The following is a 22,247-nucleotide window of genomic DNA, read 5'->3' as shown; positions in this document are numbered from 1 at the left end:
TGGCGCTGCGGCCAGCCCGGATCTTAATAATCAATCCCCATCTGCGCTTTAACACCCGCGTCAAACGCGTGTTTTACCGGACGGAGCTCGCTGACGGTGTCGGCCAGTTCCATAATCTCGCGGTGACAGCCGCGACCGGTGATGATCACCGACTGCTGCGACGGGCGATTTTTCAGCGCTGTCAGCACCGCTTCCAGCGGCAGATAGTTGTACGCCACCATATAGGTCAGCTCATCCAGCACCACCAGATCGAGGGCCGGATCGGCGAGCATGCGTTTGCCGTGTTGCCATACGGCCAGGCACGCGGCGGTATCGCTTTCACGGTTTTGCGTGTCCCATGTGAACCCGGTCGCCATCACCTGAAATTCCACGCCGTGCGGCTCAAGCAGGTTGCGTTCGCCGTTGGGCCATTCGCCTTTAATAAACTGCACCACGCCGACGTGTTTGCCGTGACCGACGGCGCGGGTGGCGGTGCCAAACGCCGCGGTCGTTTTGCCTTTACCGTTGCCGGTAAACACCATTACGATCCCGCGTTCGTCCTGCGCGGCTGCCACGCGAGCGTCGACGGTATCTTTTAACCGCTGCTGGCGCTCGCGGTAGCGTTCATCACTCATTGTGCGATCCCCGGTTTACGGCCTGGTTGTGCGTCGAAGGTCATACCCGTTTTGCGGCGGCTGTCGTCGCCCATCAGCCACAGGTAAACCGGCATAATATCCGCCGGGGTTTTCAGCTTCAGCGGATCTTCCGTCGGGAACGCGCTGGCGCGCATACCGGTACGGGTGCCGCCAGGGTTGATGCAGTTCACCCGCAGCCGCCCCTGGTACTCTTCCGCCAGCACCTGCATCATTCCTTCGGTCGCGAATTTTGAGACGGCATAGGCGCCCCAGTTGGCGCGGCCTTCACGCCCGACGCTCGACGAGGTAAAGACCAGCGATCCGCAATCGGATTTGAGTAATAAAGGAAGCAATGCCTGAGTCAGCATAAAGGTGGCATTCACGTTCACCTGCATCACCTGTTGCCAGACCTCCGGGCGCTGTTCCGCCATCGGGGCGACATCGCCCAGCAATCCGGCATTATGCAGCACGCCGTCAAGGCGCGGGGCGTGAAGGGCAATGTTCTGCGCCAGTTGCTGGCAGGCTTCAGGTGTGCAGGTCAGCAGATCGAGGGTAAACCATTGCGCAGCGGGGAGCCCTTCGGATTCAATCTGTTGGGCGACGGCGCGGAGTTTGTCTTCGTTGCGCCCGAGCAGGATCACGGCGGCACCGTGGCGGGCATAGGTTAATGCGGCTTCGCGACCAATACCATCGCTGGCGCCAGTGACCAGAATAATACGATTTTGCAGTAAATCGCGCTGTGGTTGGTAATGCACGGCAACTCCTTGACTGGCCATTTTCGGACCAGACCTGTGTTCATTTCAGCAGACTTTTCGGCTTTATGCCCTAAATAGCGCTGCATTACAATCAGCCAGGCGGACAGTCCCCGCACTGTTAACATTTTGCAACGGTTTCATTGTTCAGGAAAAAAACGGGAAGGCGGCTCGCAGCGTAGAATAACGTTCAGGACGCTGCCCGGTCGGTGATGTACACTGAGCGCGAATGTTAGGTGATTTTAATCAAGGTGGAAGAGTGGAATTACTTTCTCAATACGGGTTGTTTTTAGCCAAGATCGTGACGGTTGTCGTGGCGATTGCCGTCATTGCAACCATTATCGTTAACCTGACACAGCGGAAACGACAGCGTGGCGAATTGCGGGTCACTAACCTGAGCGAACAATATCAGGATATGCAGGAAGAGCTGGCAGTCGCCATGCTGGATAACGCCCAGCAGAAGCTCTGGCATAAAGCGCAGAAGAAAAAGCGCAAGCAGGAAGCCAAAGCCGCGAAGGCCAAAGCGAAGCAGGGCGATCTAAAAGATTCGGGAAAAGCCCGCGTCTGGGTGCTTGATTTCAAAGGCAGTATGGACGCCCACGAAGTCAACAGTCTGCGTGAAGAGATCACCGCTGTGCTGGCGGTCGCCAAACCGCAGGATGAAGTCGTTCTGCGTCTCGAAAGCCCTGGCGGCGTGGTGCATGGCTATGGGCTCGCGGCATCGCAGCTGCAGCGTCTGCGCGAAAAATCCATTCCGCTGACGGTGGCGGTGGATAAAGTTGCGGCCAGCGGTGGCTATATGATGGCCTGTGTGGCGAACAAAATCGTTGCCGCGCCGTTTTCTATTATTGGTTCAATTGGCGTTGTGGCACAGATCCCCAACTTTAATCGCTTCCTGAAAAACAAAGACATCGATGTTGAACTGCACACTGCCGGGCAATACAAGCGTACGCTGACGCTGCTGGGCGAAAACACCGATGAAGGGCGACAGAAGTTTCGTGAGGATCTCAATGAAACCCATCTTCTGTTTAAGTCATTCGTGAAGCGCATGCGTCCGGAACTGGATATCGACCAGGTCGCCACCGGCGAGCACTGGTATGGCGTGCAGGCGCAGGAAAAAGGACTGGTGGATGAAGTGGGCACCAGCGACGACCTGCTGCTGAGTCTGATGGACGGTCGCGACGTGATCAGCGTCCGCTACCTGCAGCGCAAGCGCATGCTGGATCGCCTGACCGGCAGCGCAGCCGAAAGCGCCGACAGACTGCTGCTGCGCTGGTGGCAGCGCGGTCAAAAACCGATGCTGTAAATGCAAAAACGCGAGGCCAGGCCTCGCGTTTTTTGTTTAATCGACCAGATGGTATTTTTCTGAGAGTTCATGCGCCAGGTATTTAAACATATTGAATACCGCCGTGCTTTTCGGGGTTGGCAAGCCCTGCTCATCAAGATAATACTCGCCGCTAAACACCAGCACGCCGTTACGCTGGGTGACATCAGTCGCTTCGATGCCTTTCATTGTATCTTCGTGCTCGCGAATGAGCCGGTTAGCCTCTGCCAGTAACGTTTGTTTGTCGATGGGTTGGGTTGTACCTTGCATTCTCTACTCCTTAAATCACTGGCATTAGTCTACGCCGCAGGCGGGCTGTCGGCAAATTTCCCCTTGTTTTTCCGGGGAAATGGAATAAGTTACACCGCTGGCAGGATCCGCGTTTGCATGCTAATAAAGTTGCGTAACGAATTTTATCAGGTAGAGTGTGACGCTTTCAGCAAACTGGTATCAGATTTGCTTGACATTCGACCGAAAATTCTTCGTGCTATACCACCTGACGGGGAAAACGTCAGTAAACTCAGCCATCTGGCGCTGGCTTTCCGGGCCCGTTGCAGATAAGGGGTTGATATCCATTGACGTCGCCGCAACATCAAGGCTCGTCGCCAGTGGAAGGTGAATCTGTGTGCGATGCATTCAATCAGGTAAAGGTGAATATGGGTAAAGCTCTCGTTATCGTTGAGTCCCCGGCAAAAGCCAAAACGATCAATAAGTATCTGGGTAATGACTACGTGGTGAAATCCAGCGTCGGTCATATCCGCGATTTGCCGACAAGTGGCTCAGCCTCCAAAAAGAGCGCCGACTCTACCTCCACCAAAACGGCTAAGAAGCCGAAGAAGGATGAACGTGGTGCTCTCGTCAACCGTATGGGCGTTGACCCGTGGCATGACTGGAAAGCACAGTACGAAGTGCTGCCAGGGAAAGAAAAGGTAGTTTCAGAGCTCAAACAGCTGGCGGAAAAAGCCGACCACATCTATCTCGCAACCGACCTTGACCGCGAAGGGGAAGCCATTGCCTGGCACCTGCGGGAAGTGATCGGGGGAGATGACAAACGTTACAGCCGCGTGGTGTTTAACGAAATCACCAAAAACGCGATTCGTCAGGCCTTCGAACAGCCTGGCGAACTGAATATTGACCGTGTGAACGCTCAGCAGGCGCGCCGTTTTATGGATCGCGTGGTGGGTTACATGGTCTCTCCGCTGCTGTGGAAGAAAATTGCCCGTGGTCTGTCTGCCGGGCGCGTCCAGTCTGTGGCCGTGCGTCTGGTGGTGGAGCGCGAGCGTGAAATCAAAGCGTTCGTCCCGGAAGAGTTCTGGGAAGTCAATGCGAACACCACCACGCCATCGGGCGACGCGCTGCCGCTGGAAGTGACTCACCAGAACGACAAGCCGTTCCGTCCGGTAACCCGTGACGAAACGATGGCGGCGGTGAGCCTGCTGGAAAAAGCACGCTACAGCGTCATGGAACGTGAAGACAAGCCGACCAGCAGCAAACCGGGTGCGCCGTTCATCACCTCCACGCTGCAGCAGGCGGCCAGCACGCGTCTGGGCTTCGGCGTTAAAAAAACCATGATGATGGCGCAGCGCCTCTATGAAGCGGGCCACATCACTTACATGCGTACCGACTCCACCAACCTGAGTCAGGACGCGTTGAGCATGGTGCGCGGCTACATTGGCGACACGTTCGGTAAAAAATACCTGCCGGAAAGCGCCAACCTGTACGCCAGCAAAGAGAATTCTCAGGAAGCGCACGAAGCGATTCGTCCTTCTGACGTCAGCGTGATGGCGGAAAGCCTGAAGGATATGGAAGCGGATGCGCAGAAGCTGTATCAGCTGATCTGGCGTCAGTTCGTCGCCTGTCAGATGACGCCAGCGCAGTACGATTCCACCACCCTGACCGTGGAAGCGGGCGCGTTCAAATTGAAAGCGCGCGGTCGTACGCTGCGTTTTGACGGCTGGACGAAAGTGATGCCTGCGCTGCGCAAGGGCGATGAAGATCGCACGCTGCCGCCGGTCAATCAGGGCGACGCGCTGTCGCTGGTTGAGCTGCTGCCTGCGCAACACTTCACCAAGCCGCCTGCGCGTTTCAGCGAAGCATCGCTGGTTCGTGAGCTGGAAAAACGCGGTATCGGCCGTCCGTCGACCTATGCGTCTATCATCTCCACCATTCAGGATCGTGGTTACGTGCGGGTGGAAAACCGCCGCTTCTACGCGGAAAAAATGGGTGAGATTGTCACTGATCGCCTGGAAGACAACTTCCGCGATCTGATGAACTACGACTTCACCGCGCAGATGGAGGATCACCTCGATGAGGTGGCGAACCATAAAGCCGAGTGGCGTCAGGTGCTGGATAACTTCTTTGGTGATTTTACCCGTCAGCTGGAAACGGCGGAAAAAGATCCGGAAGAGGGTGGCATGCAGCCGAACCAGATGGTGCTGACCAGCATCGACTGCCCGACCTGCGGCCGCAAAATGGGTATCCGTACCGCCAGTACCGGGGTGTTCCTCGGTTGCTCCGGCTACGCGCTGCCGCCGAAAGAGCGCTGCAAAACCACCATCAACCTGGTGCCGGAAAACGAAGTGCTCAACGTGCTGGAAGGCGATGACGCCGAAACCAACGCGCTGCGTGCGAAACGTCGTTGCCCGAAATGCGGCACGGCGATGGACAGCTACCTGATCGATCCGAAGCGTAAGCTGCATGTCTGCGGTAACAATCCGACCTGCGACGGCTACGAGATCGAAGAGGGCGAGTTCCGCATCAAAGGTTATGACGGCCCGATCGTGGAGTGTGAGAAATGTGGTTCTGAAATGCACCTGAAAATGGGGCGTTTCGGTAAGTACATGGCCTGCACCAACGACGACTGTAAGAACACGCGTAAAATTCTGCGCAATGGCGAAGTGGCACCGCCGAAGGAAGACCCGGTGCCGTTACCGGAACTGCCATGCGAGAAATCTGACGCGTACTTCGTGCTTCGTGACGGTGCGGCAGGCGTGTTCCTCGCCGCGAATACCTTCCCGAAATCACGCGAGACCCGCGCGCCGCTGGTGGAAGAACTGTACCGTTTCCGCGATCGCCTGCCGGAAAAACTGCGTTACCTGGCCGATGCGCCGCAGCAGGATCCGGAAGGCAATAAGACGATGGTTCGTTTCAGCCGCAAAACCAAACAGCAGTATGTGGCGTCCGAAAAAGACGGCAAAGCGACCGGCTGGTCCGCTTTCTTCGTTGACGGAAAATGGGTCGAAGGGAAGAAATAATTCTCAGACATTCAGTCACATTTCCGCGAAAAGGGTCACGTTGTGGCCCTTTTTTATAACCGTGTTATTATTTTTTGTTCCCGTCTATACACATCTGGTATAAATGATATAGTGGTTATAGTTAACCCGATTTTTATTCTGTTATCGTCTTAAGCGATGGACATCGCCGAGAAAACACCGGATACCCACCATGAAATTACAGCAGCTCCGCTATATCGTTGAGGTCGTGAATCACAATCTGAACGTCTCTTCCACGGCTGAAGGTCTTTATACCTCGCAGCCCGGCATCAGTAAGCAGGTGCGCATGCTGGAGGATGAGCTGGGGATCCAGATTTTCGCCCGCAGCGGTAAGCACCTGACGCAGGTCACGCCCGCCGGGCAGGAAATCATCCGCATTGCGCGTGAAGTGCTGTCGAAAGTGGATGCCATCAAATCGGTCGCCGGGGAGCATACCTGGCCGGATAAAGGCTCGCTGTATGTCGCCACGACGCATACCCAGGCGCGTTACGCGCTGCCAGGAGTCATCAAGGGTTTTATTGAGCGCTATCCACGTGTGTCGCTGCATATGCATCAGGGCTCACCGACGCAAATCGCCGAGGCCGTTTCCAAAGGCAACGCTGACTTTGCCATCGCCACCGAAGCGCTGCATCTCTATGACGATCTGGTCATGCTGCCGTGCTATCACTGGAACCGCTCTATTGTGGTGACGCCTGAACATCCGCTGGCGTCGAAATCGTCGGTTTCAATTGAGGAGCTGGCGCAATATCCGCTGGTCACCTACACCTTCGGTTTCACTGGTCGTTCTGAACTCGACACTGCCTTCAACCGCGCCGGACTGACGCCGCGCATCGTCTTTACCGCGACGGATGCGGACGTGATTAAAACCTACGTTCGTCTGGGACTGGGCGTGGGGGTTATCGCCAGCATGGCGGTCGATCCGGTCTCCGATCCGGATCTGATTAAGCTCGACGCGCATGAAATTTTCAGCCATAGCACCACCAAAATCGGCTTCCGCCGCAGCACCTTCCTGCGCAGCTATATGTATGATTTTATTCAGCGCTTTGCGCCGCATCTGACCCGTGACGTGGTGGATACGGCAGTCGCGTTGCGGTCGAATGAAGACATCGAAGAGATGTTTAAAGATATTAAATTGCCCGAGAAATAATACCGGCCGTGATAATGATATCCCCGGAAACGGGGATATCGTGAATTTGATCACTAAAGCTAAATTAGAATTGCCCGCATTATCATTCCTGCATTAATCAATTTCTCTCCACACTAATACTTTACTAGTACTAAAGTGTCGCCAGAGCCCGACAAAAGTAGAAACTATTTATCCGTAGCGCAAATTTTATGAGCCAATTATTTATTTGCCGTCAAAAGATTGAATTATTCCATGGTTCCGATTGGTAAATTCACTGGATTTTTGGTTAATTTTTAATTAGGATTTATCTCAGTGGTGATTACTTGTACCGATTGTTTGGTGCCAAAATGATAAGCGATGTCGATTGTAAGAGGTTAGCGATGCCATCAGGAAGCGAAGGGCCGGAGAGGGATCCGGCGCTAAAGCGCAAAGCCTGGCTAGCGGTGTTTCTGGGTTCAGCGCTGTTCTGGATTGTCGTCGCATTGCTCATCTGGAAATTCTGGGGATAAGAATGGTCGTTTCTGGTCAACTTCAGTCAGCAAAACCAGTGTGTAAATCTGATGACAACGTGAAAGCGTCCGGTAAGGTCAGGTCAACGGTTCCACCGTCCTGGAAACTGACGCCGCAACAGCAGGCATTTATTGACGCATTCGCCGATGACGAATCTAAGAAACAATAATTGATTTAATAAACCCATCGAATTATCAGGCCTATTTTATCCTGAACGTCAGTATATTTTTATGCACATCAGCAATATACGTTCTGCCTGAAATGGCAGGACCGCTGAATAAATACAGAAATGGTAGTGATATTATGAATCAACATAGCGAGATGAAATACTGGTCGTGGATCGGTGCTTTCACGCTATCGGTCCTGTTCTGGGGCCAGATGGCCTGGATGCTGATCAACTAATCCACCAAAACACTCCGCAAAAACCCGGTGTCGCAACCGGGTTTTGTTTTTCCTGCCGTCTGAAACAGCCGCGATTTATCAATTTGGGTTGTTATCAAATCGTTACGACATGTTTGTGTTATCTTTAATAACAGACCCTGAGGATAATCAGGGTGTCGCTATCCCTGTCATTAAGGAGGAGCTATGTCGTCGACACTACGAGAAGCCAGTAAGGACACACTACAGGTCAAAGACAAAACGTATCATTACTACAGCCTGCCGCTGGCCGCGAAACAGCTTGGAGATATTTCCCGCCTGCCAAAATCGTTAAAAGTGCTGCTGGAGAACCTGCTGCGCTGGCAGGACGGAGATTCCGTCACAGAAGAAGACATTCATGCCCTGGCCGGATGGCTGAAAAGTGCCCATGCCGACCGTGANTCGGCCCGCCATGCGTGAAGCCGTTAAGCGCCTCGGCGGTGACACCGCCAAAGTAAACCCGCTGTCCCCCGTTGATCTCGTCATTGACCACTCGGTGACCGTCGACCGCTTCGGCGATGATGACGCCTTTGGTGAAAACGTGCGTCTGGAAATGGAGCGTAACCATGAACGTTACGTCTTTCTGCGCTGGGGCCAACAAGCATTCAGTCGCTTCAGCGTCGTGCCGCCTGGCACCGGCATCTGCCACCAGGTTAACCTGGAATATTTAGGCAAAGCGGTCTGGAGCGAAGAGCAGAACGGCGAATGGGTGGCCTACCCGGATACGCTGGTCGGTACCGATTCCCACACCACCATGATCAACGGCCNNTGCGGGGCCAGCCGGTGTCGATGCTGATACCGGACGTCGTTGGTTTCAAACTGACCGGCAAACTGCGCGAAGGGATCACCGCCACCGACCTGGTGCTGACCGTCACCCAGATGCTGCGTAAGCACGGTGTGGTGGGTAAATTTGTAGAATTCTATGGCGACGGGCTGGATACGCTGCCGCTCGCCGACCGCGCCACCATTGGTAACATGTCGCCGGAATATGGCGCAACCTGCGGTTTCTTCCCCATTGATGCTGTAACGCTGGACTATCTGCGTCTGAGCGGCCGTAGCGAAGAGCAGGTGGCGCTGGTGGAAGCCTACGCCAAAGCGCAGGGGATGTGGCGCAACACCGGCGACGAACCGGTGTTCACCAGTTCCCTTGAGCTGAATATGGCCGACGTGGAAGCCAGTCTCGCCGGGCCGAAACGCCCGCAGGACCGCGTGGCGCTGGCCGATGTGCCGAAAGCCTTTGCCGCCAGCAATGAGCTGGAAGTCAACGCGGCGCAGAAAGATCACCGTCCTGTCGATTTTACGCTGAACGGTCAGCAGTATCAGCTACCGGATGGCGCGGTGGTGATCGCGGCGATTACCTCCTGTACCAATACCTCCAACCCCAGCGTGCTGATGGCAGCGGGGCTGCTGGCGAAAAAAGCGGTCGATCGCGGCTTAAAAACACAGCCGTGGGTCAAAGCCTCGCTGGCGCCGGGATCGAAAGTGGTTTCTGACTACTTAGCCCACGCGCAGCTGACAACCTCGCTGGATGCCCTCGGATTCAACCTTGTTGGCTATGGATGTACCACCTGTATCGGTAACTCGGGCCCGCTGCCCGATCCCATCGAACACGCCATCAAACAGGGTGATTTGACGGTAGGCGCGGTGCTGTCCGGCAACCGTAACNNGCCTATGCGCTGGCAGGCAACATGAATATCAACCTGACCACCGATCCGCTGGGGCATGACTGGCAGGGTAATCCGGTCTATCTGAAAGACATCTGGCCGAGCGGTCAGGAGATTGCCCATGAAGTGGAAAAAGTCTCGACCGAAATGTTCCACAAAGAATATGCCGAAGTGTTTGAAGGTACGCCAGAGTGGAAAGCCATTCAGATCACCCATTCAGATACCTACGGCTGGCAGGATGATTCCACCTATATTCGCCTCTCGCCATTCTTTGAGGAGATGGAGGTCCTGCCGAAACCGGTGGAGGACATTCGCGGGGCGCGTATTCTTGCCATGCTCGGCGATTCAGTGACTACAGACCACATTTCACCGGCGGGCAGCATCAAGCTCGACAGCCCGGCAGGTCGGTATCTGCTGAGCCACGGCGTGGAACGTCGCGATTTCAACTCCTATGGTTCACGACGCGGTAACCATGAAGTGATGATGCGCGGGACATTCGCTAACATCCGTATTCGTAACGAAATGGTACCGGGCGTTGAAGGCGGCATGACGCGGCATCTGCCAGGCACGGAAGTGATCTCCATCTATGACGCTGCGATGCGTTATAAGGCAGACAACACGCCNNTGATTGCCGGTAAAGAGTATGGTTCAGGCTCCAGCCGCGACTGGGCTGCTAAAGGGCCTCGTCTGCTGGGCGTGCGCGTGGTGATTTCCGAGTCGTTTGAACGTATTCACCGTTCGAATCTTATCGGGATGGGTATTTTGCCGCTGGAGTTCCCGCAGGGGACAACGCGGAAAACGCTGGCGCTGACCGGGGAAGAAAAAATCGACATCCATGATTTGAATCAGCTCAAGCCCGGCGCGACGATACCGGTCATTTTAACCCGTGCGGATGGTCGCCAGGAGATCGTCAACTGTCGCTGCCGCATTGATACCGCGACAGAGCTGACGTACTACCAGAACGACGGGATCCTGCATTATGTGATACGTAATATGTTGAATTAAGCAGCCAAAAACGGCGCCCCAGGGCGCCGCTATGTTTTATTCGCCGAGCAGATGGCCCATTTTCGCCGCCTTGGTATCGAGGTACACGGCGTTTTTCGGGTTGCGGCCGACAATCAGCGGGACGCGTTCAACGATGTTGATGCCCGCTTCAGTCAGCACTTCGACTTTGCGTGGGTTGTTAGTCAGCAGACGTACTTCGTCAACGCCGAGCAATTTGAACATGTCCGCACAGAGAGTGAAATCGCGCTCGTCGGCGGCAAAACCGAGCTGATGGTTCGCTTCGACCGTGTCGTAGCCTTGATCCTGCAGCGCATAAGCGCGAATTTTATTCAGCAGCCCAATATTTCGTCCTTCCTGACGGTGATACAGCAGCACACCACGACCTTCTTCAGCAATGTGCGCTAACGCCGCTTCCAGTTGAAAACCGCAATCACAACGCAGGCTAAAAAGCGCGTCGCCCGTCAGACATTCTGAATGGACACGCGACAGTACAGGGATCTGGCCAGAAATATCGCCAAACACTAAGGCGACATGATCCTGCCCGGTTGCCAGTTCTTCAAAACCCACCATCAGGAAATCGCCCCAGGGGGTTGGCAGTTTGGCTTCTGCCACACGTTTAAGCTGCATGTGATTCTCCAGATTATTCCGGCACGTAGTGTGCCTTCTGTTTGCCTTTATTTTGCCACAATGCGACAGACTTCACCTAATCACTCACCGAAGGGGCTGCACAAAGCGCACAATTTTGTCACTTTTACCGTCACGTGGGTTTTCAGTTATGATGATGAAAGACAGAAGATAAGGAGTTCAGATGCTTTCAATCGCCAGACGTACCACCCTCGGTGCGGCGTTATTACTGATCATGCCGCTTGCGGTCTGGGTTTCCGGCTGGCACTGGGCGCCGGGGCACGACAGCCGCTGGCTGAAATTTCTGTTCTGGATGACGGAAACCGTGACGCAACCGTGGGGGCTCATCACTCACGTGCTGCTGTGCGGTTGGTTTTTCTGGTGCCTGCGCTTTCGCCTGCGCGCGGCTATCATGCTGTTTGCCATTCTGGCGGGCGCGATCCTCATCGGCCAGGGGATGAAATCCTGGGTCAAGGAGCGGGTGCAGGAGCCGCGTCCGTTTGTCATCTGGCTGGAAAAAACACAGCAGATCCCCGTCGATGAGTTCTACACTTTAAAGCGGAAGGAACGTTCCAGTCTGGTGAAAAAACAGCTGGCGCAACAGACGGAAATTCCGGTGTTTTTGCGCAAACACTGGCAAAAAGAGACCGGCTTTGCCTTTCCGTCCGGTCATACGATGTTTGCTGCCAGTTGGGCGCTGCTGGGTGTCGGATTGCTCTGGCCGCGCCGTCGCACGGTCACTATCGCCATTTTGCTGCTCTGGGCCACCGCAGTGATGGGCAGCCGGCTGCTGCTGGGGATGCACTGGCCGCGGGATCTGGTGGTAGCAACCTTGATGTCCTGGCTGCTGGTGACGCTGGCAACGTGGCTGGCACAACGCATCTGTGGGCCGCTGACGCCGCCGGGCGAAGAGGCGCAGGACATCAAAAAGCGCGATCCCCTGCCATAGCGAGGGTTGATTTTCAGTGAGTTTACCCGCAGATCAACCGTTGTCATTGCGGTTACCCGTTTCACAGGTAAGGCGAAGATGGTACTTTATAAGGCTGGATGCGTCATGTTGCACAAACATTATTCGCTCAAACCACATAACGGGAAGTAATGTGAAATATTTACTCATTTTCTTACTGGTGCTGGCGATTTTCGTCGTCTCCGTCACGCTTGGCGCGCAAAACGATCAGCTGGTGACGTTCAATTATCTGCTGGCGCAGGGAGAGTTTCGGATCTCTACGCTTCTGGCCGTGCTGTTTGCCGCAGGGTTCGTTATTGGCTGGTTGGTCTGCGGGATATTCTGGCTGCGCGTGCGCGTCTCACTGATGCGTGCCGAGCGCAAAGTAAAGCGCCTGGAAAACCAGATTGCGCCTGCAACCGTGTCACCGTCAGAACCGGGTGTCCCGGCTGTGAAGGAATAATTATCTATGCTGGAGTTGTTGTTTCTGCTTTTGCCCGTCGCCGCTGCGTATGGCTGGTACATGGGTCGCAGAAGTGCACAACAGTCCAAACAGGACGAAGCGAATCGTTTATCCCGTGACTATGTCGCGGGGGTCAACTTTCTGCTCAGTAATCAGCAAGATAAAGCGGTGGATCTGTTCCTCGACATGCTTAAAGAGGACACCGGCACCGTCGAAGCGCACCTCACCCTCGGTAACCTGTTCCGCTCCCGTGGTGAAGTCGACCGCGCGATCCGCATCCACCAGACGTTGATGGAAAGCGCGTCCCTGACTTACGATCAGCGCCTGCTGGCCGTACAACAGCTGGGGCGTGACTACATGGCGGCGGGGCTGTATGACCGCGCCGAAGACATGTTCAGCCAGCTGGTGGATGAAACTGATTTCCGCATCGGCGCGCTGCAACAGTTGCTGCAAATTTATCAGGCGACCAGCGACTGGCAGAAAGCCATCGACGTTGCCGAACGGCTGGTCAAACTGGGTAAAGAGAAGCATCGGGTGGAGATCGCCCATTTCTGGTGCGAGCTGGCACTCCAGCAGATGGCCAACGACGACATGGACAAGGCCATGCAGTTGCTGCGAAAAGGCGCTTCAGCTGACCGCAACAGCGCGCGTATTTCCATCATGATGGGCCGCGTATGGATGGCGAAGGGCGATTACGCCAAAGCGGTGGAAAGCCTGCAGCGGGTGATCGATCAGGACCGTGAGCTGGTCAGCGAAACGCTGGAAATGCTGCAAACCTGCTATCAGCAACTCGGTAAAAATGACGAATGGGAAGCGTTCCTCCGTCGTTGCGTCGATGAAAACACCGGTGCGACTGCCGAACTGATGATGGCGCAAATCATGGAGCAGAAAGAGGGGAGCGACAACGCGCAAACCTACATAACCCGCCAGCTTCAGCGTCACCCGACCATGCGGGTGTTCCATAAACTGATGGATTACCACCTCAACGAAGCAGAAGAAGGGCGCGCGAAAGAGAGCCTGATGGTGCTGCGTGACATGGTGGGCGAGCAGGTGCGCAGCAAACCGCGCTATCGCTGCCAAAAGTGTGGCTTCACTGCTTACACGCTGTACTGGCATTGCCCGTCCTGCCGCGCCTGGTCGACCGTGAAACCGATTCGCGGCCTCGACGGGCAGTAATTTTTAAAAAAATCCGATTTTAGTTACAACATACTAAAAGATAATCCCGCACTCACTTTCAGCATCGTGCCCGTATCGCCTCGCAGCGGGGAACCGGCCCTGTCAATTTGCAGGCATCGCAGGTAGAATGCTCGCCGTTTACCTTTTTCGCGCCTGAACCGCGCCCATCAACAAGAAGGTCTGCTCATGACGTCACCTGCTTCCTCTTCTTCCTCCGTGGTTACCGCTTCTCCCGTTGTTGTTGCGCTCGATTACAATGACCGCAACAACGCGCTGGCGTTTGTCGATCGCATCGACCCGCGCGACTGCCGTCTGAAAGTCGGAAAAGAGATGTTTACCCTGTTTGGGCCACAGTTTGTTCGCGAACTGCAACAGCGCGGTTTTGACATTTTCCTCGACCTGAAATTCCACGATATTCCCAATACCACCGCCCATGCGGTTGCCGCTGCGGCAGATCTGGGCGTATGGATGGTGAACGTCCATGCGTCGGGCGGGGCACGTATGATGACTGCGGCGCGTGAAGCGCTGTTGCCGTTTGGTAAAGAGGCGCCGTTGCTGATTGCGGTGACGGTACTGACCAGCATGGAAGCCAGCGATCTGCAGGATCTGGGCGTAACCTTATCCCCGGCGGATTACGCCGAAAAGCTGGCGGCACTGACGCAGAAATGCGGGCTGGACGGCGTGGTCTGTTCCGCGCAGGAAGCGGTGCGTTTCAAACAGGCGTTCGGTCAGGCATTCCGTCTGGTGACGCCGGGTATTCGCCCGGCAGGGAGCGATGCGGGCGATCAGCGCCGTATTATGACGCCGGAACAGGCGCAGGCGGCGGGCGTGGACTATATGGTAATAGGGCGTCCGGTCACGCAGTCTGCCGATCCGGCGCAAACGCTGCGGGCCATTAACGCTTCGCTGCGACAGGAGGGCTAATGAGCGATTCAAACAGCCGTCTGGTTTATTCGACGGAAAGCGGGCGGATTGATGAACCGAAAGCGGCTCCGGAACGACCAAAAGGTGACGGCATCGTGCGCATTCAGCGTCAGACCAGCGGACGTAAAGGTAAAGGCGTTTGTCTTATCACCGGTATCGATGAAAACGATGAGGCGCTGGCGAAACTGGCAGCAGAGCTGAAAAAGAAATGCGGCTGCGGCGGTTCCGTGAAGGAGGGGGTGATTGAAATACAGGGCGATAAACGCGATCTGATTAAATCGCTGCTCGAAAGCAAAGGCTATAAAGTGAAGTTAGCGGGCGGCTGATATATTTTGGGCCACGTGCAAAGCACGTGGCCCATATTTATTTTGGTGCGTAAGTCAGACCTGAAAACCAAATACTTTATTTTCGTTATATGGCGGATGTGGCTTATTTACCAACCTGGTGACCGATAATACCACCTACCGCTGCACCACCCAGCGTACCCAGGGTACTACCGTCGGTTAAGACTGCACCACCGAGCGCACCCGCACCCGCGCCGATTGCCGTGTTGCGGTCGCGTTTGGACCAGTTAGAACAGGCGCTAAGCGACATTACCAGGGTTACCGCCAGAGCGGCCGCAGTCATTTTTTTGCTCATTGAAGTCATCATATTTTCTCCTGAATTATCGATTCATGGAAGAAACTCCCTCTAAGCATAGTATAAAAGATCGGCTTTGAGGAATTCCATGAAACACGGTTGCGCAGGTAACAAGTAGTGCTGGAAATCACGCAGGTGATAATCACGTCCTGTTATATCGCTAATATTAATTTTACGTCTTTGTTGAATATCAGACAGGTAAAAACTCTTAATTGGCAGTTAAGAAAAGTCTCATATGCGGGGAATATCGTCCGGCGCGTACAAGGGCGTACCGGACGTTAATTTCAGGGGCGTTGAACGATATCGACATGCAGGCCTGACTGTTCCAGCAGAAGCTGGTTGGAAGCTGCAAGACCGCTGTCGGTAATCACGCGATTAAACTGGTTGACCGGGCCGAGTGTATACGGGTGTACCGCGCCAAATTTTGAGCTGTCGGTAAGAATAATGGCTTCACAGCCTTTTTCCAGCACGCCGTTAACCACATCTGTGCGCATCATATCGCGGCCGGTAAACCCGGTTTCTGGCTGCCAGCCGTCAATACCAATAAACGCTTTGCTGAAATGAACCTGCTGCAGAAATTGCCGCGTCAGCGGGCCAACCATGCTTTCGCTCTTTTTCTGATAGATTCCCCCCAGCAAAATCACTTCGCCGGGCGTTTCTTTCAGTAAATGAGCGATATAGCTGCTGACGGTAATAATCGTCACGTCGCCACGCTCCGCCAGCGTGCGGGCGAGGAGGGCGTTGCTGCTGCCATTTTCGATAAACACAGTTTCTCCCGCGCTGACGAGCGAGGCCGCAAATGCCGCCAGTTCGCGCTTGAGGGAGAAATTATTCATCATGCGCGTTTCCATATCCTCGCTGTCGAGCGGCACGGCAAAACCGTGGGTACGGCGCAAATAGTTTTGTTTTTCCAGCAGATTCAGGTCCTGGCGAATCGTCACTTCGGAGACGCCAGTCATCCTGGCGAGATCGGTCACACTCATGCGACCTTTATCGATCACCGTCTGGAGGATAGATTGTTGTCGGGCGTTCATATCATATTTCCCAGGGCGATTTATCCGGCCCCGATTTGTTTTCCTGCTCGTTCCGGGCTTGAGCCAGCAGTTCAGCTTTTAAAATTTCCAGATTATTGATTGCCGAATGGGTATCACCCGCGACAAGAATGTCCAGAACGGTATCAATACGTTGGGCGACCTGGCGTGCATCGAGATCGGACATGGCATGATCCTGACAATAATAATGAATGAATTCAATGATGCAAAAAATGCAGGCAAAAGAGAAGTGAAAAAAAGTCCTGGTTAGAGGCATTACCATAAATTATTAATAGTTGCCGCTGATTACCCGGTGGTGATGGCTGGATTAGGCTAATCCTGCGCGCAATGCGCTTTTTTATGAGGAACCTGATATGACAGTCATTAATCAACCCACCTGCACGTTGTTCACTGATGCTGAACGTTTCACCCAGCTCTCTGCGTATTATGAGGAGGAGCGGAGGACTGTCTGGATGATGCTACGATCCCAGCCGCGACCCTGTTTTAACCACAGCCTGATTGAAGAGATCATGAACCTCTCCTGGCTGGTCCGGCAGTCCGGTTTCGCGGTGGATTTCTGGGTTACCGGCTCGCTGGTGACCGGCATGTACAACACAGGAGGCGATCTGCGGTTTTTTGTCGAGTGTATTCGCAACGGACGACGTGAAGCGTTACGTGCCTACGCACGTGCCTGCGTAGACTGCGTACACGCCGCGTCACAAGGTTTTGGCACCGGGGCGTTGTCGTTAGCCATGATTGAAGGCAGCGCGCTCGGTGGCGGTTTTGAAGCGGCGCTGGCGCACCATTTCGTCATCGCGCAGCGTGATGCCCGGCTCGGCTTTCCGGAAATCGCCTTTAATCTCTTTCCTGGGATGGGCGGCTACTCGCTGGTCAGTCGTCGCGCCGGTATGAAGCTGGCGGAAGAGCTGATTTACCGCGGCGAGTCGCATACCGCGGAATGGCATGAGCAGCGCGGTCTGGTCGACGTGCTGTTCGAGCCCGGCGACAGTTACGTCACCACGCGTACGTTCATCGACACGCTACGGCCAAAACTGAACGGCGTGCGGGCAATGCTGCGCGCGCGTCAGCGTGTTCTGCAACTGCCGCGCAGCGAGCTCATGGATATTACCGAAGACTGGGTGGACGCCGCGTTCTGCTTAGAGGAAAAAGACATTGCCTACATGGAGCGTCTGGTTCAGCTGCAGAACCGGCATACGTCAGTCATCCTGCGTAAAGCCAGCTAACGAGCTTTGCGCGCCTGACGACGCTTAAACCATCGCTCGAAAACGGCTGCGGGCATGGGCTTCGCGAATAAAAATCCCTGCCGTTCATTGACGCCGTTCTTGGTAAGAAAGGCGTCTTCTTTCGCGCTTTCGACCCCCTCTGCAATCACCTGCAAATTCAGCGCCTGCGCCACCGCCATGATCGCCCGCACCAGCGACTGCGAAACCGGATGTTTGTGGATATCGCGCACGAAAGTTTGATCCAGCTTAATGGCGTCAATCGGGAAACGCGCCAGCTGCGATAGCGACGAATACCCCGTGCCGAAATCATCCAGATGCACCTGCGCGCCGAGCTTGCTGAATTGTTCGATCACTGACTGCGCCAGCGCTTCGTTTTCAATCAGGCAGCTTTCGGTCAGCTCAACATCGATAGGGCAGTATTCGAGATTAAGATCGTGCAGCGCCTGTTTCAGATCGCTGAAAATGGTCTGATCGGCCAACTGACGAGCTGAGACGTTAACCGCCACGCGTAAATCAATGCCTTTGTCGCGCCACTTCGCCACCTGACGCACCACGTCGAGCATCACCCAACGACCGAGCGGGACGATCAGGCCGGACTCTTCAGCGTAAGAGATGAATTCCAGCGGCGGAATCAGACCGCGTTCCGGCGACTGCCAGCGTACCAGCGCTTCGAGGCTACGCACTTCGCCGCGCCAGGTAATTTTCGGTTGATAGTGGATCACCAGTTGATCGTTATCCAGCGCCTTGCGCAGGTTGGTGTCCAGCCACAGGTATTCAAACACGCGCTGGTTCATTTCCGGCGAAAAAACGCAGAATTTCCCGCGTCCGCCTTCTTTCGCCGTATACATGGCGGTGTCGGCGTTGCGGATCAGGCTTTCGCGATCGGTGCCGTGCTGCGGGGCAAGGGAGATACCCAGCGAACAGCCGGAATAGACTTCAATCAGGCCGATGCGGAACGGCTCGCGCAGACGCGTCAGAATACGGGACGCCATGGCTTCCAGCGAGCTTTGAGAAGAGTCAGTCGCCAGCACGATAAACTCATCGCCGCCCAGGCGCGCCAGCGTCTGACCCTCTTCCAGACAGCTTAAAATCGACAGCGACACCGACTGCAGCAACTGGTCACCAAACATATGCCCGTAGGCATCGTTGACCTTCTTGAAGTTATCGAGGTCAAGGTAGACCACCCCAACCTGGGTGTCGCCGCGGTTGGCGATGGCGTCGGCAATCATGTCGTGAATGGCGTTACGATTCGGCAGGCCGGTGATGGTGTCGGTGTTCGCCAGCACGCGCAGCCGTTCCTGCGCGCGGCGCTCCTCGGTGATATCGGTGCCGGAGCAGATCAGAAATATTTCATTTTTGCCGCTACCGCTGTGGACGAATTTATTGCGGAACAGGAATAGTCGCTGCCCTTTGCGGGTTTTGATCCAGCGCTCGACTTCATAGGAGTTGCCATTGCGGAAAAAGCCGGTGATGTTCTTTTTTGATGCGGCCGCCTCGGTGCGGCTCATGAACAGCTTAAACACGTTCTGGCCAATCACCTCATGCTCTTTCATGCCGGTATATTCTTCGCTCAACCGATTGAAGCGCTGAATGTTGCCGTGCTTGTCGAGAATGACGATCACCGAATTGGCTTCTGAGACTACCTGTTCGGCAAAAGAGAGCCCCTGCACCAGATCGCGGGCGACGGAGCTGGTGTCAGACCAGGCCGATGCGGTGCCAGCCCACTGTGATTTGCTGATTTTACGGCCAACCAGATGAACAGGGACCTCATCGCCATACAGCGAAATGGACATGGTTATGCTGGAAGTGATCACCGTCATTTCGCGGATGCTGTTGGCCTGTTCCGGGCTCAGGGCAACCACCTGGCGCGTGTCCGTGCTTTCTGTGGCCGCCAGATTCAGGGCGTTGCTGTCGCCCGATAATCGCCAGTACGGGCTGGTGGTTCCCAGATAACGATAGAGCAGGTTTTGCTCCAGTTCCTCAGTCATGACTTCTCCCGGTCAGATCGCGCAATAGTCAAAATATCCATATAGGAATCGCGGTAACGCTTTTTTATTGTGAACGGTTTTGGTGTTTTGTGGGGGGAAAATGGAAAAAAATTGTGTGTGGTAAAGCAGATAAGGGGATAAAGGAGCGATCCCCGTCAGGAGATCGCTCAGTCAATCATCAGGCAAGCGGACGAGCGATAACGCTGCGGGTTTCCATACGTACTTCGGCGATGGTCACGTCAATCACATCAGTGACTTTGTAGACGGTTTCGCCTTTGATTTGCACGGTGCCGTTTTCCTGGCTGCACACCAGTTCGTCGCGAACGGCATGCAGGAACGGGGCAGGGATGAACGCCACCGCACCGTTATCCACCAGACGAACGCGCATGCCGCCACGGCTGATATCGATGATTTCAGCGGCGTAACGTGTGTCAGTCCCGGCTTTCGTATTCAGAAAACGCGCATACAGCCAGTCGGCAACGTCACGTTCCGCCATGCGGTTAAGACGGCGACGCTCGGCCATTTGTACCGTCACCTCGTCCTGCGGACGGGCAATGGTTTCACCTTTAATGATCGCTTTCAGCAGACGATGGTTGATCATGTCGCCGTACTTACGAATCGGTGAGGTCCAGGTGGCATACGCTTCGAGGCCAAGCCCAAAATGCGGGCCAGGTTCTGTACTGATTTCCGCGAAGGACTGGAAGCGGCGAATACGGCTGTCGAGGAAGCCTGACGGCTGCGCATCCAGTTCGCGACGCAGCTTACAGAAGCCATCCAGCGTCAGCACTTCCTGCGGATCAACATGCACATCGTGCGTTTTCAGCAGAGCAGCCAGCTGTTCGCTGTTTGCAGGATCGAAACCAGTATGCACGTTGTAGATACCAAAACCGAGCTTATCGCGCAGCACGCGGGCGGCGCAGATGTTGGCGGCAATCATCGACTCTTCAACGATGCGATTGGCGATACGGCGTGGCTCAGCAACGATATCCAGCACTTCGCCTTTCTCACCCAGCACGAAGCGGTAGTCCGGGCGGTCTTTAAATACCAGCGCATGGGTGTGACGCCATTCGCCGCGCAGTTGGCAGATACGCTGCAGCAGGGTGATCTGCTGTGCAACAGCCTCGCTTTCCGGCTTCCAGCGCCCGTTGTTTTCCAGCCAGTCGGAAACGTCGTCGTAGGCCAGTTTTGCTTTGGATTCGATGGTTGCGGCGAAGAATTCGATATCGTCTTCAATGGTGCCGTCGGCAGCGATGGTCATGCGGCAGGCCAGCACCGGACGCACTTCATTAGCGCGCAGCGAGCAGAGATCGTCAGACAGTTCGCGCGGCAGCATCGGGATGTTGAAGCCCGGCAGGTAGTTGGTAAAGGCGCGGATTTTCGCGGCGTTATCCAGTTTGCTTCCTTCCACAATCCAGGCGGTCGGATCAGCAATCGCCACGGTGAGGTGCATTTTGCCATCGTCAGCGGCTTCGGCGTACAGCGCGTCATCCATATCTTCCGTGCTGGCGCTGTCGATGGTAACAAATTCCAGGGCGGTCAAATCGCGACGCGCAAGACCTTCGTCCTGCATCTCGGTTGCCACGCCATCCGGCGCTTCTTTTTCGAGGTTATGGCGCGCGAGGGTCACCCACCATGGCACGAAGTGATCGTCGCCAAAGGTGATGAACTGCGTCAGTTCAGCGTAAAAACTGCGATCGCCTTTCAGCGGATGACGGCGCATTTCAGCAACGGCCCAGTCACCCTCTTTAAAATCGTGCTCAACGCCACGAGCGGCGCGGCAGGGTATGGCTTCTTTCAACAGGGGATGGTCAGGGGTAATTGACAGACGATCGTCTTTCTTATGAATACGGCCGACGAAGCGTGTCAGGAACGGTTCGACCAGTTCTTCCGGCTCGGCGCTTTCGCGATCTTTCTCAGAGTGGATGACCGCGATGATGCGATCGCCATGCATCACCTTTTTCATTTGCGGCGGCGGAATGAAGTAGCTTTTTTGCGCGTCCACTTCAAGGAAGCCAAAGCCTTTTTCCGTGCCTTTAACCACCCCTTCAGCGCGCGGCGTCTGGGAATGAAGTTGCTGTTTAAGCTGAGCAAGCAGCGGGTTGTCCTGAAACATAGTGATGTATTTTCGTGACCAAAAGAGCGGCTGACAGTTTTACGCGAATCTCACGGTGTCAGCAAGCGCTCTTTCGGGTTTTTTCAGACGGTTCAACCAGCCGCTGAGCCCGCACCATGCCAGCAACGACACGGCATCGGTCACGGAAAAACCTTGCTCCTGCAGGGGAATAAGCTGCGCGGCGCTGAATCTGTCCGGCGCACGGGTCAACAATTGCGCGGCCTGAATCACGGCGCGTTCCAGCGGATGATTATGCCCCCAGGCCTGCAATGCCCGTTCGCCGTTGCGTACCGCGTCAGGAAGCCCCGGCGCACCGTGCCAGCGCTCCGTCAGCGTAAGGAAACACTGCTGGCTGCCGTTGATGCGTGCGGCGAGCAGGGCGACCAGCAGATGCGAGGTTGTCGGCTGCTCCAGC

General features: G+C 55.2%; 22 protein-coding genes and 1 pseudogene. 13 read left to right on the top strand and 10 right to left on the bottom strand.

Going from position 1 to position 22,247, the window contains the following annotated elements:
- Positions 1–23 precede the first annotated feature (23 nt).
- Together cobO and GM30_RS04230 are read right to left on the bottom strand one after the other, a co-directional pair.
- On the bottom strand, positions 24–614 hold the full coding sequence (cobO, locus tag GM30_RS04235; RefSeq protein WP_049847618.1) for a cob(I)yrinic acid a,c-diamide adenosyltransferase: 591 nt from the start codon (positions 612–614) through the stop codon (positions 24–26).
- Entirely contained in the window at positions 611–1,369 is a 759-nt protein-coding gene (locus tag GM30_RS04230; RefSeq protein WP_049847617.1) for a YciK family oxidoreductase, read from the bottom strand. Before GM30_RS04230 ends, cobO begins: the two co-directional genes overlap by 4 nt.
- A gap of 256 nt (positions 1,370–1,625) precedes the next feature.
- Here GM30_RS04230 and sohB point away from each other — a divergent pair, with 256 nt between their 5' ends.
- Positions 1,626–2,672 (top strand): protease SohB, encoded by a 1,047-nt coding sequence (sohB, locus tag GM30_RS04225; protein ID WP_049847616.1) that lies wholly within the window; start codon positions 1,626–1,628, stop codon positions 2,670–2,672.
- Between the two features lie 36 nt (positions 2,673–2,708).
- Here the strand turns inward: sohB and GM30_RS04220 are convergent, their stop codons facing one another.
- Positions 2,709–2,960: a YciN family protein gene (locus GM30_RS04220; RefSeq protein ID WP_049847615.1), complete on the bottom strand. Its 252-nt coding sequence runs from the start codon at positions 2,958–2,960 to the stop codon at positions 2,709–2,711.
- A gap of 386 nt (positions 2,961–3,346) precedes the next feature.
- Between GM30_RS04220 and topA the strand changes: the two genes are divergently transcribed.
- The 6 genes and pseudogenes from topA to acnA all read left to right on the top strand — a co-directional run bounded on the left by topA (position 3,347) and on the right by acnA (position 10,684).
- Positions 3,347–5,944 (top strand): type I DNA topoisomerase, encoded by a 2,598-nt coding sequence (gene topA / locus GM30_RS04215; protein ID WP_049847628.1) that lies wholly within the window; start codon positions 3,347–3,349, stop codon positions 5,942–5,944.
- Positions 5,945–6,134: 190 nt separating this feature from the next.
- A complete protein-coding gene (cysB, locus tag GM30_RS04210; protein WP_049847614.1) occupies positions 6,135–7,109 on the top strand; it encodes an HTH-type transcriptional regulator CysB in 975 nt (324 codons plus the stop codon).
- A 326-nt stretch (positions 7,110–7,435) separates the two neighbouring features.
- Complete coding sequence (locus GM30_RS23730; protein ID WP_072091790.1) at positions 7,436–7,597, top strand: YmiA family putative membrane protein; 162 nt, start codon at positions 7,436–7,438, stop codon at positions 7,595–7,597.
- Positions 7,598–7,599: 2 nt separating this feature from the next.
- Positions 7,600–7,767 carry a hypothetical protein gene (locus GM30_RS26715; RefSeq protein ID WP_192901440.1) on the top strand — a complete coding sequence of 56 codons (168 nt, stop codon included), beginning with the start codon at positions 7,600–7,602 and terminating at the stop codon, positions 7,765–7,767.
- 134 nt (positions 7,768–7,901) lie between these two features.
- Positions 7,902–8,000 carry a small membrane protein YmiC gene (gene ymiC / locus GM30_RS27010; protein ID WP_235501647.1) on the top strand — a complete coding sequence of 33 codons (99 nt, stop codon included), beginning with the start codon at positions 7,902–7,904 and terminating at the stop codon, positions 7,998–8,000.
- Between the two features lie 183 nt (positions 8,001–8,183).
- Positions 8,184–10,684, top strand: a pseudogene (gene acnA / locus GM30_RS04200) (aconitate hydratase AcnA).
- A gap of 36 nt (positions 10,685–10,720) precedes the next feature.
- Here acnA and ribA read toward each other — a convergent pair.
- Positions 10,721–11,311 (bottom strand): GTP cyclohydrolase II, encoded by a 591-nt coding sequence (gene ribA, locus GM30_RS04195; RefSeq protein WP_049847612.1) that lies wholly within the window; start codon positions 11,309–11,311, stop codon positions 10,721–10,723.
- A 181-nt stretch (positions 11,312–11,492) separates the two neighbouring features.
- On the opposite strand from ribA, the gene pgpB reads away from it, so the two are divergent.
- The 5 genes from pgpB to yciH all read left to right on the top strand — a co-directional run bounded on the left by pgpB (position 11,493) and on the right by yciH (position 15,143).
- Positions 11,493–12,257 carry a phosphatidylglycerophosphatase B gene (gene pgpB / locus GM30_RS04190; protein WP_049847611.1) on the top strand — a complete coding sequence of 255 codons (765 nt, stop codon included), beginning with the start codon at positions 11,493–11,495 and terminating at the stop codon, positions 12,255–12,257.
- Between the two features lie 151 nt (positions 12,258–12,408).
- Positions 12,409–12,717, top strand: a complete 309-nt coding sequence (locus GM30_RS04185) for a LapA family protein (RefSeq protein WP_049847610.1) — start codon at positions 12,409–12,411, stop codon at positions 12,715–12,717.
- Positions 12,718–12,723: 6 nt separating this feature from the next.
- Positions 12,724–13,893, top strand: a complete 1,170-nt coding sequence (gene lapB, locus GM30_RS04180; RefSeq protein WP_049847609.1) for a lipopolysaccharide assembly protein LapB — start codon at positions 12,724–12,726, stop codon at positions 13,891–13,893.
- A 186-nt stretch (positions 13,894–14,079) separates the two neighbouring features.
- The gene (gene pyrF / locus GM30_RS04175; protein WP_049847608.1) at positions 14,080–14,817 is read left to right on the top strand and encodes an orotidine-5'-phosphate decarboxylase; all 738 of its coding nucleotides are present in this window, start codon (positions 14,080–14,082) and stop codon (positions 14,815–14,817) included.
- Positions 14,817–15,143 (top strand): stress response translation initiation inhibitor YciH, encoded by a 327-nt coding sequence (gene yciH, locus GM30_RS04170; RefSeq protein ID WP_049847607.1) that lies wholly within the window; start codon positions 14,817–14,819, stop codon positions 15,141–15,143. The genes pyrF and yciH overlap by 1 nt, the downstream gene beginning before the upstream one ends.
- A gap of 103 nt (positions 15,144–15,246) precedes the next feature.
- On the opposite strand, the gene osmB is transcribed toward yciH, so the two are convergent.
- From osmB to GM30_RS04155, 3 genes are all read right to left on the bottom strand, one after another.
- Positions 15,247–15,465, bottom strand: coding sequence for an osmotically-inducible lipoprotein OsmB (osmB, locus tag GM30_RS04165; protein ID WP_049847627.1), 219 nt, complete (start codon positions 15,463–15,465; stop codon positions 15,247–15,249).
- A 275-nt stretch (positions 15,466–15,740) separates the two neighbouring features.
- Positions 15,741–16,490 carry a DNA-binding transcriptional regulator YciT gene (yciT, locus tag GM30_RS04160; RefSeq protein WP_049847606.1) on the bottom strand — a complete coding sequence of 250 codons (750 nt, stop codon included), beginning with the start codon at positions 16,488–16,490 and terminating at the stop codon, positions 15,741–15,743.
- 1 nt (position 16,491) lies between these two features.
- A complete protein-coding gene (locus GM30_RS04155) occupies positions 16,492–16,674 on the bottom strand; it encodes a YciZ family protein (RefSeq protein ID WP_049847605.1) in 183 nt (60 codons plus the stop codon).
- A 187-nt stretch (positions 16,675–16,861) separates the two neighbouring features.
- Here GM30_RS04155 and GM30_RS04150 point away from each other — a divergent pair, with 187 nt between their 5' ends.
- Complete coding sequence (locus GM30_RS04150; protein ID WP_049847604.1) at positions 16,862–17,731, top strand: crotonase/enoyl-CoA hydratase family protein; 870 nt, start codon at positions 16,862–16,864, stop codon at positions 17,729–17,731.
- On the opposite strand, the gene pdeR is transcribed toward GM30_RS04150, so the two are convergent.
- The 3 genes from pdeR to GM30_RS26555 all read right to left on the bottom strand — a co-directional run.
- Entirely contained in the window at positions 17,728–19,719 is a 1,992-nt protein-coding gene (pdeR, locus tag GM30_RS04145) for a cyclic di-GMP phosphodiesterase (RefSeq protein WP_049847603.1), read from the bottom strand. The genes GM30_RS04150 and pdeR overlap by 4 nt on opposite strands.
- A 178-nt stretch (positions 19,720–19,897) precedes the next feature.
- Entirely contained in the window at positions 19,898–21,832 is a 1,935-nt protein-coding gene (locus GM30_RS04140; RefSeq protein ID WP_049847602.1) for an exoribonuclease II, read from the bottom strand.
- Between the two features lie 39 nt (positions 21,833–21,871).
- A partial coding sequence (locus GM30_RS26555; protein ID WP_476690504.1) for a carboxymuconolactone decarboxylase family protein occupies positions 21,872–22,247 on the bottom strand: 376 nt, incomplete at its 5' end.

The sequence above is a fragment of the Trabulsiella odontotermitis genome (genome assembly GCF_001188485.1).
GTDB lineage: Bacteria > Pseudomonadota > Gammaproteobacteria > Enterobacterales > Enterobacteriaceae > Trabulsiella > Trabulsiella odontotermitis_A.
Note: the sequence above shows the minus strand (reverse complement) of the source record. Positions and strands in the feature narration are given on the sequence as shown.

Excerpts from the sequence above, each read along its gene's own strand:
- cobO (WP_049847618.1), bottom strand. The coding sequence starts at position 614 with ATGAGTGATGAACGCTACCGCGAGCGCCAGCAGCGGTTAAAAGATACC.
- yciT (WP_049847606.1), bottom strand. The coding sequence starts at position 16,490 with ATGAACGCCCGACAACAATCTATCCTCCAGACGGTGATCGATAAAGGT.
- lapB (WP_049847609.1), top strand. The coding sequence starts at position 12,724 with ATGCTGGAGTTGTTGTTTCTGCTTTTGCCCGTCGCCGCTGCGTATGGC.
- ymiC (WP_235501647.1), top strand. The coding sequence starts at position 7,902 with ATGAATCAACATAGCGAGATGAAATACTGGTCGTGGATCGGTGCTTTC.
- ribA (WP_049847612.1), bottom strand. The coding sequence starts at position 11,311 with ATGCAGCTTAAACGTGTGGCAGAAGCCAAACTGCCAACCCCCTGGGGC.
- GM30_RS04155 (WP_049847605.1), bottom strand. The coding sequence starts at position 16,674 with ATGTCCGATCTCGATGCACGCCAGGTCGCCCAACGTATTGATACCGTT.
- osmB (WP_049847627.1), bottom strand. The coding sequence starts at position 15,465 with ATGACTTCAATGAGCAAAAAAATGACTGCGGCCGCTCTGGCGGTAACC.
- pgpB (WP_049847611.1), top strand. The coding sequence starts at position 11,493 with ATGCTTTCAATCGCCAGACGTACCACCCTCGGTGCGGCGTTATTACTG.
- cysB (WP_049847614.1), top strand. The coding sequence starts at position 6,135 with ATGAAATTACAGCAGCTCCGCTATATCGTTGAGGTCGTGAATCACAAT.
- GM30_RS04220 (WP_049847615.1), bottom strand. The coding sequence starts at position 2,960 with ATGCAAGGTACAACCCAACCCATCGACAAACAAACGTTACTGGCAGAG.
- yciH (WP_049847607.1), top strand. The coding sequence starts at position 14,817 with ATGAGCGATTCAAACAGCCGTCTGGTTTATTCGACGGAAAGCGGGCGG.
- topA (WP_049847628.1), top strand. The coding sequence starts at position 3,347 with ATGGGTAAAGCTCTCGTTATCGTTGAGTCCCCGGCAAAAGCCAAAACG.
- GM30_RS04140 (WP_049847602.1), bottom strand. The coding sequence starts at position 21,832 with ATGTTTCAGGACAACCCGCTGCTTGCTCAGCTTAAACAGCAACTTCAT.
- GM30_RS04150 (WP_049847604.1), top strand. The coding sequence starts at position 16,862 with ATGACAGTCATTAATCAACCCACCTGCACGTTGTTCACTGATGCTGAA.
- GM30_RS26715 (WP_192901440.1), top strand. The coding sequence starts at position 7,600 with ATGGTCGTTTCTGGTCAACTTCAGTCAGCAAAACCAGTGTGTAAATCT.
- pyrF (WP_049847608.1), top strand. The coding sequence starts at position 14,080 with ATGACGTCACCTGCTTCCTCTTCTTCCTCCGTGGTTACCGCTTCTCCC.
- pdeR (WP_049847603.1), bottom strand. The coding sequence starts at position 19,719 with ATGACTGAGGAACTGGAGCAAAACCTGCTCTATCGTTATCTGGGAACC.
- GM30_RS23730 (WP_072091790.1), top strand. The coding sequence starts at position 7,436 with ATGATAAGCGATGTCGATTGTAAGAGGTTAGCGATGCCATCAGGAAGC.